The sequence below is a fragment of the Brevibacillus sp. 7WMA2 genome, assembly GCF_010748895.1.
Lineage (GTDB): Bacteria > Bacillota > Bacilli > Brevibacillales > Brevibacillaceae > Brevibacillus_B > Brevibacillus_B halotolerans.
In genome coordinates this window covers 1,355,100-1,370,594 of sequence record NZ_CP048799.1, presented here as the reverse complement: position 1 = coordinate 1,370,594, position 15,495 = coordinate 1,355,100, and the positions used below count along the sequence as shown (strand labels likewise).

The window sequence follows — 15,495 nt, the reverse complement described above, 5'->3', positions numbered from 1 at the left end:
GGCGCACACAGATACGGTCTTGTTGCTGTGTGCGCTGGAGACACTTTTTCTACCAATGGAAGAACCTACCAATTATTGGAATGAGGGGTGTATGTATAAGCATGTTTGACAAGCAAAATGTAGAAGATATTTACTTTTTATCTCCCATGCAAGCAGGGATGCTGTTTCATTCCTTAAAAGACACGGAGCAACATACATACTTTGAACAGCTCGATTTTCCCATACAAGGCGAATTAAGTGTCGAGCTTGTGGAACAGGCAGCCAATCACTTGATTAGTCGTTACAGCATTCTGCGCACTGCTTTTCTTTATAAAAATGTAAGCAAGCCATTACAAGTGGTACTCAAACAACGTCCGATCAAGGTGGATTATCGCGATATACGCCATCTGAATGAACAACAGCAGCATACCTACCTGACTGATCTGAAAAATGCTGATAAAGCGAAGGGTTTTTCCCTGTCAGGCGATTCATTGACTCGATACACCGTCGTACAGAGAGGGGACGAAAGCTGGAATCTGATCTGGAGCTACCATCATATTTTAATGGATGGTTGGTGTTTCGGGATTGTGATGGATGATTTTTTCAGATTGTATGAACAGGCTCGCACGAATAAGCAGCTTCCAATGGATAGAGTCGTACCCTACAGCCGCTACATCAAATGGTTGGAGCAACAGGATCAAGAAGAGGCGCTTGATTATTGGAAAACCTGCTTGCAAAACTACGACCAGCAGACCACTTTACCATCACCTTATCCAAATGGTGTCAAAATCGAATCGGGTTACCGTCAAGAGGAACTTTTCTTCAAGTTTGATGAAGCAGCTACTTCAGAGCTTTCCAAACTAGCGAAGAAATATCAGGTGACAATCAACCATCTTTTTCAAGCAGTCTGGGGCATTTTGTTGCAACGCTACAATAACAATGACGACGTAGTATTCGGTGCGGTAGTAAACGGTCGTCCGTCAGAGATTGAGGGCATTGATAAAATTGTAGGAGTCTGCATCAATACGATCCCAGTCCGTGTCAATGGTGGGAGTGGGATTACATTTGAACAACTCGTGCAGGAGATTAAAAAGCAAGCTCTCTCCTCAGAAAAGTACGCCTATGTGTCTCTCGCTGATATCCAAGCGGCCTCTGACGGTGGGCAGCAAGAAATGTTTGACAATATCATTGTTTTTCAGAATTACCCGCTTAAATCAGAATTAGGACACTACGGCAGTGGTCGCGACTTAGGCTTTACACTTGGAAAGCTAGAGGCGTTTGAACAAACCAACTACGGGATCAACGTGATTGTCGTTCCTGGTAAACAATTGACACTTACATTCAATTACAACGCCAATAAATATACGAAGGAGTTTATCCACCGGCTCGGACGGCATCTTCAAGTGATTATTCAACAGATCACACACGACCCAGAGATTGCTGCTCAAAAGATCAATATCGTTACGGAAGACGATGTAAACACGCTGGCAAGATGTAACGATACTACAGCCGATTATCCACTAGACAAAACGATTCATCAATTGTTCGAGGAACAGGTGGCTCGGACACCTGATCAAGTGGCTTTGGTTCATGATGGGGAGTCGATTACGTATGCGGAGCTGAACCGTAGAGCAAATCAACTGGCTCATCGCTTGCGTGATCGCGGGATACAACCATCCGAGATCATTGGAATTCTGGCGGAACGTTCGATTCCAATGGTGATTGGTTTGCTTGCTATTGTAAAAGCAGGAGGAGCCTATCTACCAATCGATCCTGAATATCCAGCGGAACGGATTACGTATATGTTGAAGGACAGTGGAGCGCGCCTGCTGTTAACTGACAAAAAGTCAGAAGTTGATCAGTTCTTTAGCGGTGAGGTGCTACAGCTCTCCGAAATACCGGATTTAAACAATCGTAATAACCAAAATCCGGAGCGAATCAATACCTCACAGGATATTTTGTATGCCATTTATACTTCAGGGACAACGGGAAAGCCAAAATGTACTCTGGTTAAGCATCGCAATCTTGTAAACCTGATCAGCTTTGAATACGCGAACACCTCACTTACATTCGATCGAGTGATGCAATTTACAACGATTAGTTTCGATGTTTGTGCGCAGGAGATTTTTTCAACCTTGCTCAAAGGTGGAGAGCTACACATCATCGCTAGTGATGAAAAACGAGATGTGCTTCGTCTGCTTCAGTTTGTGAAGAAACATCAGATTGAAACAGCTTTTTTACCGACTGCACTAGTTAAATTTATCATCGCAGAGCCGCTTTATGTGGAGAAATTGCCTGTGAATCTCAAGCATATCGTTACAGCAGGTGAGCAATTGGTTATTCCAGCTTCGTTCATCGATTATCTTCAAAAGCATGAGCTTCAACTACACAATCACTACGGTCCGTCTGAAACGCATGTCGTCACCACACTGACCATGAAAGCAGGAGACAGCCTTTTAGAGCTTGTACCAATTGGTCGTCCGATCGCCAATAACCAAATCCACATCTTGAATCGCTTCAATCAATTGCAACCAGTGGGGATTAGTGGAGAAATCTATATCGCTGGCGAGAATGTGGGAGCAGGATATCTAAACCAGCCAGAGCTAACGACAGAGAAGTTCGTCGATGACCCATTCCGTCCTGGTTATAAGATGTATCGCACTGGTGACGTGGGGCGATATCTAGCAGATGGCATGATTGAGTTTCAGGGACGGATTGACCATCAGGTAAAAATACGTGGCTACCGAATCGAACTAGGAGAGATTGAGGCGCAATTACTTAACCATCGTGCGGTACAAAAAGGATTCGTCACAGTCTACGAACAGGGGGGTACCCCAGGTTTGTGCGCCTACTATGTTCCAGCCGAGCCAATTACACAGGAGGAGCTTCGCAGTGATTTGGGAGTAATCCTTCCAGATTATATGATTCCTTCGGTGTTTATTGAACTAGAAGATATGCCGCTCACACCCAACAATAAGATTGATCGTCGCGCTTTGCCTAAGCCAGACATGCAATCGTGGCGTATCTATGTAGCTCCTTCTAATCCTACAGAAGAGACTTTGACAGTGATTTGGTCGGAAATTCTGGGGGTATTGCGGCTAGGGGTGACCGATAATTTCTTTGACTTGGGCGGTCATTCGCTTAAGGCAACCATGCTGGTATCACGTATTTATAAGCAGTTCAATGTCGATGTGCCGCTCAAGGTAATTTTCCAGCGTCCTACCGTACGTGAACTGGCTGCTTATGTTACCCAAAAGGAGATGGGGAACTACGTATCGATTCAGCTAGCAGCGCCGACTGAGGATAATGAGTATACAGCCACACCTGCCCAAAAACGGATATTTGTCATCAGTCAGTTCGAGGGTGTGGAGACCAGCTATAACATGCCGATGATGATTGATATCGAGGGAGAGATAGACCTTAATCGTCTGCGTGATGCATTGGATGAGATGACTCGCCGACATGGGGCATTGCGTACCTCTTTTGCTATGAAAAAGGATCATCTGGTACAACGCATCCAGCCAAACGCAGAAATTCCGCTGATCGTGAAGGAAGCGATGGAAGAAAATGTGGATGATGTGATCACATCGTTGATCCAGCCATTTGATCTAGGACTTGCACCATTGGCACGGGCTGCACTCGTACGATTACATGCGAGACGCTCAGTTCTCCTGATCGACCTGCATCACATAATTGCAGATGGTGTTTCTATTCATTTATTTTTCCAAGAATTAGGGAAGCTGTATAGTGGTCAAGACCTGCCAATGCCCTACCTTCAATATAAGGATTATGCTGTTTGGCAACAAGAACGGCTGAACGATCGTGAAGCCGATGAGCAGGCATCTTTCTGGCAAGAACAATGTAAAGGTGAATTACCAGTGCTTCAAATGCCGACTGATTACCCGCGACCGGCTATGCAAAGCTTTGAAGGTGACCGAATTGGTTTTGAAATAGATACCGATTTGACAAACAAACTTAAAGAGCTGTCGGCACAAAATGGTTCTACGCTGTTCATGACCCTTTTGGCTGCCTACAACGTATTACTTGCCAAATATACGGGTCAGCAGGATATGATCGTCGGTTCAGCCATCGCCGGTCGACAACATGCCGATCTGGAGTCGATTATCGGGATGTTTGTCAATACGATCCCACTTCGGAATAAGCCAAACGCAGATAAAACGTTTCGGATGTTTCTACATGAGGTCAAGGAGAATCTGCTGAAAGCCTACGAGCATCAGGATTATCCGCTCGAATTATTGCTAGAACAACTTGGATTACGCCGTGATTTAAGTCGCAATCCGTTGTTTGACACCATGTTTACCTTGCAAAATATCGAGCTGGGATTCGATGGGTTCACGGGATTACAAACCAAACCGTATACATATAACTATCAAGTCGCCAAGTTCGATCTTACTCTGCAAGGGCGAGAGATGAACGATAAGCTGGTATTTGATTGGGAATATGCCACTAAGCTTTTCAAGCGTGAGACCCTACAGAGGATGGCAAAGCATTATGTCCACATCCTCGCCCAAGTGGTAGAAAAGATTGATCTATCAATTGAACAGATTGAGTTAGTGACAGATGCGGAAAAAGAGCAACTACTCGATGGATTTAATCGGACAAGTCGTGATCATGAGCTGAACCAAACAATCCATGCATTAATTGAAGCGCAAGTGCATAAACACCCAGAGCAAACTGCGGTGGTATATCAGGATCAACGCCTCAGCTACAGCGAATTGAATCGCCGAGCTAACAATCTAGCTGCTTTCCTTCAGAAAAAAGGAGTGGGGGCAGAAAGCATCGTAGCAATCATGGCTGATCCGTCTTTAGAAATGATTGTTGGTGTCCTCGCTATCCTTAAAGCGGGAGGAGCCTTCTTTCCTATTGACCCGACGTATCCGGGCGATCGTGTGCAGTATATGTTATCTGACAGTGGCACGAAATGGATGCTGACCAACTGTGGTACGAATCTGGAGGCTTTTGACTTTGCTGGAGATATACTTGACCTAACTGATGCAGAGCTATATCAAGAAGGGCAAGCATTGCAGCCTACAGAAACCAACGAAAATCATCTGGCCTATGTCATCTATACGTCTGGTTCTACGGGACAACCAAAAGGGGTTATGGTGGAGCATCGTTCCCTCGTTAATCTGACTTTATGGCACCAATGTGAATATCAGCTTTCAGCAAACGATATCACTACTAAATATGCAGGCTTTGGCTTTGATGCATCTGTATGGGAAATTTTCCCTACTTTAGTTGCGGGAGCATCGTTGCACGTAATAAGCCCTGATATCCGTCTCAGTATTGATCAGCTGAACGAATATTTCGAAAAAAACTGCATAACAGTAAGCTTTTTGCCAACACAGATATGCGAAGCGTTCATGAATTTGCCTGAATCAAACCAATCACTTCGTCTGTTGCTGACTGGTGGAGACAAGCTCAAATCGTATACCCCTCAGCGTTATCAGTTGGTCAACAATTATGGCCCGACAGAAAATACAGTTGTTACAACTCGATATCGTATCGAGTCAGAGATGCCGCACATACCAATCGGTCAGCCGATTCACAATGTCCGAGTCTATGTACTAAACCAAGCATCACAGCTTCAGCCAATCGGTGTGCCAGGGGAGTTATGCGTGGCAGGTGACAGTTTGGCGCGTGGCTACTTGAACCGTCCCGACCTGACTGCTGAAAAATTCGTTGATGATCTGTTTGTGCCTGGCGGACGAATGTATCGCACCGGGGATTTGGTCTCATGGAGCAAAGACGGTAATCTGATCTATCTGGGCCGCATAGATCAACAGGTAAAAGTAAGAGGTTATCGCGTGGAATTGGGTGAGATTGAAGCCCAACTCTTAACCTATCCAGAAATTACTGCCTCAGCGGTTACTATACACAACGACATGATTTGTGCTTACTATATCGCATCTAAATCGATTGGCACGGACGAACTACGCCAACATCTGGCTCGCATTTTGCCAGATTATATGATTCCCAGCCACTTTGCCGACATGGAAAAATTTCCATTAACTGCTAATGGCAAGGTTGATTACAAGGCTTTACCGAAGCCGGATGCTACAATGCTTGCTCAAACCGAATATATTGCGGCTACCACCAGCATCGAAGAAACACTGGCAAACATCTGGGCCGATGTACTAAGCGTTGAACGTGTCGGGGTGAAGGATAACTTCTTTGACCTTGGTGGTGACTCGATCAAGGCAATTCAGATTGTGGCTCGTCTGAACAGTCAAAACCTTAAACTGACAATCCGAGATTTGTTTCAAAATCCGACAATTGAGCAGTTGACACCCTATATCAGTGCTACCAGCATCGTAATTGAGCAAGGAGCAGTTGAGGGTGAAGTCAGATTGACGCCAATTCAAAGGTGGTTCTTTACTCAAGATCTCACTGATGCACATCATTGGAATCAGGCGATGATGTTAACTCATCCAGCGGGTATAGACGAAGCAGCTCTACGCCAAGCCCTGCAAAAACTGGTGGAACATCATGATGCATTGCGGATGGTGTATATAACCAAGGAAGATGCTATCGCTGAGGTTTGTCAGATAAATCGAAGCAACACAGGAGAGTTGTTTACTCTAGAAGTACTTAATTTGTGTGATGAATCGGACGTGAGGGTCCGCCTTGAGCAAGAGGGAACGCGTATTCAATCTGGCATTAATTTGCAGGAGGGGCCACTCGTCCAAGCAAGTCTTTTCCGTACGAAACAAGTTGACTATTTGTTGATCGCGATTCATCACCTTGTGGTTGATGGTGTATCCTGGCGCATTATCCTTGAGGATTTGGAAAATGCCTATCAACAAGCCCTTTCCAAGCAACCCATCAACCTACCGCAGAAGACGCATTCCTATCAACATTGGGCAAACGAGTTGGCGGATTATGCTTCAGGAAAAACAGTGCATAAGGAACTAGATTATTGGGTTCAGCTAGAAAAGAGCAAGGTGGCAAGTATTCCGGCAGATTACTTAGCTGGTGGAAATACATGGGGCGACATGCAGGTGATCACATCAGCACTATCCAAAGATGCGACAAAGAACCTGCTCACGAGCGTTCATCATGCATATCAGACCGAAATGAATGATCTGCTCTTGACCGCATTGGGATTGTCCTTGCATGAGTGGACAGGTGAGAATTGCTTTGCCGTCGAGCTTGAAGGTCATGGTCGCGAGGATATCATCCATACTGTCGACATTAGCCGTACCGTCGGATGGTTTACCAGTATGTATCCGTTTGTGCTAGATATGTCCTATATTTCAGATCTATCCTATCAAATTAAGATGATCAAAGAATCCATTCGTCAAATTCCGAATAAGGGGATCGGATACGGGATTTTACGGTACATGAACAATTCGCTGGAAAAAGAGGCTCTGACCATGATCAAGCCTGAAATCAGCTTCAACTATCTGGGGCAATTCGGCCATGGAAAATCCTCAACTGGTTTCCAACGAGCTGAGATGCCGACGGGCTCCTTATTTAGCCCGTCAAGTAACCGCAGTAATTTGATCGACATTACGGGCAGTGTTGCAGACGACCAATTGACCCTGCACTGGATGTATAGCTCCCAGCAATACAATTCAGCAACGATTGAACGTCTTGCTGAGATGTACCGTTCCCAATTGATTCGCTGCATCGACCACTGTCTTACGAAAGAAGGTACCGATCTGACCCCAAGTGATGTAGGCTACAACAAGCTTTCTATCGACAAGCTTACTAAAATATCAGGGAAACTCAAATCTATCAAAATCTAAGGAGAGGTAGTAAACCAAATGGGAGAACATGCAGAGATTAAGCTAATCCAACGGCTGTCCCCTCTCCAGGAAGGGATGCTATTTCATCACATACTGGATCGTAAGCATAACGCTTACTTTGAGCAGATGCGTTTCAAGCTGGAAGGGCCGCTAAATCTTGAGGCCCTCCAAAAAAGTCTTAACCTGCTTATTGATCGTTACGATATTCTGCGTACGGTTTTCATGTACGAGGATTTAGATGAACCGATTCAGATTGTTTTGAAGCAGCGTAGTACGACCATACATTATGAGGACATCTCGTCTCTTCCCGATGCAGAAAAAAGGAACCAAGTGGAAGCTTTCTGCCAGCAGGATAAAGCAAAAGGATTCGATTTGACCAGTGACTTGCTCACTCGTATGGCTGTACTCAAGACAGGGGAGGCTACCTATCAAGTCATCTGGAGCTATCATCATATCTTAATGGATGGTTGGTGCTTTGGAATCATTCTTGGAGAGTTTTTCGAGTTTTATAAGCAGGTGAGTAACAATCTTCCTCTTACATTAGATGCTGTGGTGCCGTACAGTCACTATATTCAATGGCTGGAAAAACAGGATCGAGAAGAGGCATTGGCCTACTGGAAACAGTATCTCTTAGGCTACGAGGAACGGGTAAGCGTACCGGCTCAGCTATCACCATCTCCGTCAGAGAATGGCTATCAACCGCAGGAATATCTCGTGACCTTATCGACAGAGCTCACTGCTAAGCTAAGCAGACTTGCACGCCAGTATCAGGTTACGATGAACCATGTATTTCAGGCAGTGTGGAGTATCCTGCTTCAACGCTATAACAACACTGATGATGTTGTGTTCGGCGCAGTTGTTTCCGGCCGTCCATCTGATATCCCGGATGTGGAGAGAATTGTCGGGCTGTTTATCAACTCGATCCCAGTTCGTGTTCAGATACAAGACGGATTGACCTTTGAGAACCTGCTTCAACAGGTAAAAAGTGCAGCACTTCATTGTGAAGCATATGACTATGTGTCGCTTGCCGATATTCAACAGCAGTCTAGCCTTCAGCAAAATCTGTTTGACCATCTGCTGGCGTACCAAAATTATCCATCACGAATCAGTGCGGACGAATTGGAGCAGCGAATTGGTCTTCACATATCGAATATCGAGGTATTTGAGCAAACCAACTATGATTTTAATATCCTAGCCGCCCAATCTGACGACCAAATGCTAATTAAGTTTATTTATAACGGGCAAAGATTTACGTCAGATTTTATTCAAGGGATAAGCGGACATCTGATTAAGGTGATGGAGCAGATATCAGCTGACCCTGGAATTGTAGTCAATCAGCTCGAAATCGTCACCGATGAGGAAAAACAGCGGCTACTCAACCAATTTAACCCAGAGCAATGTCATAAACCATACACTCAAAGCATTGCCGAGGTATTCGAATCCTGGGCCGAATGTCAAAAAGATAGCATCGCCATCGTGTTCGGAGACGATCAGTTAACTTATAAGCAATTAAATGAGAAAGCCAATCAGTTGGCCCGCCATCTGCAAGCGAAGGGAATTCGGGAAGAGCGTACGGTTGCGTTGGTATTAGACCGGTCCATTGAGATGATTGTGGCCATGCTGGCCGTACTCAAAGCAGGAGGAGCCTATCTACCCATTGACCCTCAGTTTCCGGCTGAGCGCATAGGGTTCCTGCTAAAGGATGCTGGTGTTCAACTTGTATTGACCCAAGCACAGTTAATGAATGTGTATCCATGGCGGGTCGAAGCCATTCCTGTTGATGACAGCTCTCTCTACCAAGGTGATGCGAGCAACCTGCCGCCTCAGAGCGACGGACAAACACTTGCGCTCATTCAATATACTTCCGGCTCAACAGGCAATCCAAAAGGGAATCTGACTACTCATGCCAACGTGTTAAGGACTGTGGTTAAGCCTAATTATGTCAATATCCGTGAACAAGACCGGATTTTGCAGTTGTCGAACTATATTTTTGACGGCTCTATCTTTGATATTTATGGAGCATTGCTCAATGGCGCTAGATTGGTGCTGATCAAACGTGAAGAGATGCTCGACATGACTCAACTGGCCCGGGTAATCACGAAGAATGGCGTCACCATGACACTGATGACAACGGCTTTATTCAACGCGGTGGTGGACGCAGACTTACGCTGTTTAGCTCCGTTGCACAAGATTTTATTTGGTGGGGAAAAGGTCTCGGTTCACCACGTCCGTAAAGCGATGCGATATCTTGGTCCGAACCGACTTATTCATCTATACGGTCCGTCGGAAAATACGGTCTATTCGACATATTATTCGGTTGAACAGGTTTCAGCAGATGCATACACAATTCCTATCGGCAAACCAGTAAACCAAACTCAACTTTTTGTCCTTGATCAAAAGCAAAATCTCCAGCCAATCGGCGTTCCAGGAGAGCTGTGCATCGGAGGGGGAGGCTTAGTACGAGGTTATTTGGATCGCGATGAGCTGACCGAAGAAAAATTCATTCCACATCCCTTCCTACCCGGTGAGCGTATCTACCGTACTGGTGACGTGGTTAAGTGGCTTTCGGATGGAAACCTAGAATACGTTTCACGTCTCGATCATTTGGTGAAAATCCGCGGTTATCGTATTGAGCCCGGCGAGGTTACACATGTTTTGCTGCAACATCCAAAGGTGCAGGACGCTATTGTGGTTGATCGCAAAGACTCTAGCGGACTTGTCTACCTCGTCGCCTATTACGTAGGCAACGGGGTTGAGCCAGATGAACTCCGACAGGCACTTGGCCAAAGCTTACCAGACTATATGATTCCAGGCTACTTTGTTGGAATGGAAAAACTCCCACTTACACCAAACGGTAAGGTTGATCGCAACCAGCTTCCTGAGGTTAGCGAACAACTCCAACAGGGCTTCGAATATATCGCACCGTCAGATGAGTTGGAGACTGCACTTGCCCAGATCTGGGAAGAAGTGCTGGGCCAGTCGAGGGTTGGAGTGAAGGACAATTTTTTCAGTATCGGCGGTCATTCAATCAAAGCGACCATGCTTGCATCACGCATCAGTATGCAGCTAGAAATTACTTTTCCGCTCAAGGCAGTGTTTCAATGTCCGACGATTCGCGGAATGGCTGATTTTATCCGCAATGCTACCACGTGCGAATATGAAACAATCGAAAAAATTGACCATAAAAAATATTATGTTACCACTTCTGCGCAGAAACGTCTCTATGTTATCCAACAGTTCGAAGGAGCAGAAACCAGCTACAACATGCCTTTGATGCTCTCTATTCAGGGATCTCTCGATATACAGCGTACATGCTCTGTATGGAGAAGCTTGATGGATCGTCATGAATCGCTACGAACCTCTTTTGCATTGGTAGATGGTGTTCTCATGCAACAGGTACATGAAAATTTGGAAGTGCCCTTCGAGGTGAGGGAAGCAGCAGAGGCGAGCGAAGCAGAATTGAATAAGATGATCGAACAATTCATTCAACCATTTGATTTGAGCCAAGCGCCACTTGTACGCGGCCTAATCATCCGTGTTAGCGACACACGCTTTGTTCTTGTTGTGGATATGCATCACATCATCTCTGACGGTGTATCCATGAAGCTTTTGGTCGAAGAGTTTAACCAACTCTACCTTGGAAAAGAATTACCAGAGCTGCGTATTCAATACAAGGATTATGCTGCCTGGCTGCAAACTCGGATGCAAGGCGGAGAGGCTGCGCGACAGGAAGAGTTTTGGCTTCATACCTTTTCAGGTGAGTTACCAGTGCTTGATATGCCTACAGACTATGCGCGTGGTTCTGTTCAACAGTTTAAGGGGGATCGATACACCTTTACCTTGGATGAGAAGCAGACAGCGATGATTAACCGTTTCTGCGAGCACAATCAGGTGACATTATTTATGACTCTGATCGCGGCGTATAATGTGTTGCTTTCTAAATATACCGGTCAGGAGGATATTATAGTCGGCTCACCTATCGCTGGGCGTCAACATGCTGAGTTGGAGCCGTTGGTTGGGATGTTCGTCAACACCTTGGCACTGCGTAACAAACCGACTGCTAACAAGAGCTTCCGAGAGTTTCTAAGTGAAGTAAAAGAGAACCTGCTAAATGCCTATGAGCATCAGGATTACCCACTTGAGGAACTGATAGACAAGCTTAGCCTGCGTCGGGACCTTAGTCGTAATCCATTGTTTGACATGACATTTGCCGTACAAAATATAACGTTTACCGATCAAAATCTGCCGGCTTTAACAATTGACAACTACGCCTATCCATACAAGGTAGCGAAGTTTGATATGACAGTTCAGGTCGCAGAAATGGATGGCAAACTGATGTTTGATTGGGAGTACAGTACCTCTCTGTATAAACGAGAAACCATCGAGCGTATGGCGAGGCATTTGATTCAAATCATTAGCGCAGTGATATTAGACTCGGATCAATTGCTTGCTCAAATTGACATGGTAACGCCAGGGGAGAAAAAACAATTACTCACTACTTTTAACGATACGCAAGTGGATTACCCTGTTCATCAACTGGTGCATGAGCTAATCGAACACCATGCTAAAAAACGTCCAAATCACATTGCACTCATAGATGATTGGCAACAATTGACTTACCAGCAGTTCAACGAAAAAGCGAATCAATTAGCCCGCAAGCTGCGATCCAAAGGCGTTGGTTCGGAAAGCATCGTAGCCATCATCGCAGACCATTCAGTGGAAATGGCGATTGCTGTACTCGCAGTGCTCAAAGCCGGTGGTGCATTCCTGCCGATTGCTCCAGATTATCCTGTTGAGCGGATGGACTATATGCTTAAAGAGGCAGGTAGTAAGTGGCTGTTAATCCATACCAAATTACCAATCACATTGGCTTTTGACGGAGAAATTTTGGCTCTCTCCGATGCTTCCCTGTATCAGGGTGAGACCGATAATGTAGAGCCGGTCAATACCTCCAGTAATTTGGCATATGTCATCTTTACTTCCGGCTCTACGGGGCAGCCAAAAGGTGTGATGATTGAACACCGTTCACTCATTAATCTCTGCTGTGAAGTTAAGGAGAAATATGAGCTGACCTCGCAAGATCGAATGACCAAATACGCTGGATTCAGTTTCGATGCAACCATTTGGGAGATTTTCCCTTGCTTGACTTCAGGGGCCACTCTTCATCTACTTAGTGACGAGGTGCGCTATGATATCGAGCGTTTGCACCGCTACTATCAACAACATCAGATTACGGTGAGTTATCTACCGACCCAAATGTTTGAATTATTCATGGAATGGCCGACACAGAGCCTGCGCATCTTGAACACAGGCGGTGACAAGCTGAATCGCTTTATTCCACAGCTATGCCGATTTATTAACAACTATGGTCCGTCAGAAAACACGGTATTAGCAACGTCCTATGAAGTGACCAAGGCTCTGCCAAATATCCCGATTGGCAAACCCGCTAATAATGTATTCATACATGTGATAAACCATCATGGACAGCTTCAACCAATCGGGGTACCAGGTGAGCTATGCATTTCCGGGGCTGGTTTGGCACGTGGTTATCTCAATCGGGACGATCTTACTAATACGGCATTTACCCCTAATCCATTTGTTGAGGGAGAAAGGATGTACCGCACGGGTGACATCGCCCGCTGGCTCCCAGACGGTAATCTTGAATTTCTCGGCCGTAAAGATCAACAAGTCAAAATTCGTGGCTATCGCATCGAGCTTGGGGAGATAGAAAGTCGTTTGAATGCTTTCGAGACAATTCAGAGGGCTGTTGTGGAGCCTAAGGAATTAGAATCCAAAAAAGTCCTATGCGCTTATATCGTCGCAGATGAAGCTCCTGATTATGGTGAACTACGCAAATACCTTGCCGTACACCTACCGGACTATATGATTCCGACGTTCTACATGACCTTGCCGAAGCTACCGTTGACAACTAATGGTAAAGTCGACCGAAAAGCCTTACCATTGCCCAGCACCGATGAGCAATACGGGAAACAATATGTCGCTCCAACCAACGAAACGCAAGAGCTGCTAGCAAAGATATTTGCTGAGGTACTAGGGATTGATCGTATTGGGATTCAGGATAACTTCTTTGAACTCGGTGGTGATTCGATTAACGCAATCCAGATCGTGGCTCGTTTGGGCAAATATCAATTGAAGGCAGACATTAATCAGATTTTCCTGTATCCGACCATCGAAGAGCTCAGTCTCTATGTCAAACAGATGAAAAGTGTAGCGACTCAAGAGGAAATCGTGGGAGAGGTTCCGCTGACACCCATCCAACACTGGTTTTTTGCTCAACAAATGACTGACCAGCATCACTGGAATCAATCGGTGATGTTGCATGCTCCAACTGGTTTAGAAGTGGAGATTCTTCGGGCTGTCCTGACAGAATTAATCAGACATCATGACGCATTGAGAATGATCTATTCCATGGAATCGGACGGTCATGTCATACAGATCAATCGAGGGGTCAAAGAGGCAGGCGAGAAAGCATTCAGCCTTGCGATCATCGACTTACGTAACGAGTACGACTCAGCCGTTTTGACCTCACGAATCGAGGCGGAGGCCACTCGCATCCAAGAAAGTCTAGACTTGACTCAAGGCCCGCTGTTCAAAGCAACCGTATTTCAAACAGCTTGGGGCGATCATCTGTTGCTTACCATCCACCATTTGGTCGTAGACGGTGTATCCTGGCGAATCTTATTAGAAGATTTACAGACTGCCTACGACCAAGCACAAAGAGGAGAAGTGATTCAGCTACCTGACAAAACGCATTCGTATCAGGATTGGGCACGGGCTCTGAAGGAGTATGCTGACAGTAAAACGATCGCTAAAGAATGGGACTATTGGAAAAAGCTCGAAACAATCCAGATACAACCGTTGCCACAAGATCATATGGATGGAACGAATACATGGCAGGACCTTCAAAGCGAAGTGGCTCATTTGACAAGTGAAGAGACAGATAACCTACTCAAGCATGCTACTCAAGCCTATCATACAGAGATTAACGACTTGTTGCTCACAGCGCTTGCCCGGACGATTCACGAGTGGACAGGGGAGAGCAACATACTTGTCGATTTAGAAGGGCACGGACGTGAAAATATCATCAAAGAAATCAACATCAGTCGAACGATCGGTTGGTTTACTTCCCTGTATCCTGTCAATCTGACTATCAGCTCTGAGCATGATCTCTCTTATCAAATTAAGGCGACTAAGGAATCCCTACGATCAGTTCCACAAAAGGGGATTGGGTACGGAATCCTTACCTATCTCGCCGGCTCAGACCAGCGTGAAGGCTGCCAACTCACTAGAAAGTCTGAAATTAGTTTCAATTATCTGGGGCAATTCGAGCAGGCGAAAGGAGAGGGACTGTTGCAACCCTCTGACATGCCTAAAGGTCCACTGTTTAGTCCCAATAGCAATCGCAGTTATCAGTTGGATGTGATCGGGAGTGTAAGTGAGAAACAGCTGCACATTCAAATCTTGTATAGTCAAAAGCATTATCAAGACAGCACAATCGCCAAATTAGTAGATCGTTACATGCACCATTTACGCTTGATTATCAATCACTGCTTGCAAAAAGAAGGCCCTGATATCACCCCAAGTGACGTAGGTGACGAGGAGCTAACCTTCGAAGAACTGGACGACATTGCTGACTTTATCAATAATCTCTAGTCTACTGCCGTCCTGTTAACAAGGGTTAAAAGGGAATGTGAGCTGTTATGCTCAAAAACGACTTACGGCT

Annotated in this window: 2 protein-coding genes; both read left to right on the top strand. The window is 45.5% G+C overall.

From position 1 onward, the window contains the following. The first annotated feature begins 101 nt into the window (after window positions 1-101). Window positions 102-7,751: a non-ribosomal peptide synthetase gene (locus tag GOP56_RS05110; RefSeq protein WP_163244751.1), complete on the top strand. Its 7,650-nt coding sequence runs from the start codon at window positions 102-104 to the stop codon at window positions 7,749-7,751. 18 nt (window positions 7,752-7,769) lie between these two features. After that, the gene (locus GOP56_RS05105; RefSeq protein WP_163244749.1) at window positions 7,770-15,425 is read left to right on the top strand and encodes a non-ribosomal peptide synthetase; all 7,656 of its coding nucleotides are present in this window, start codon (window positions 7,770-7,772) and stop codon (window positions 15,423-15,425) included. Window positions 15,426-15,495 lie beyond the last annotated feature (70 nt).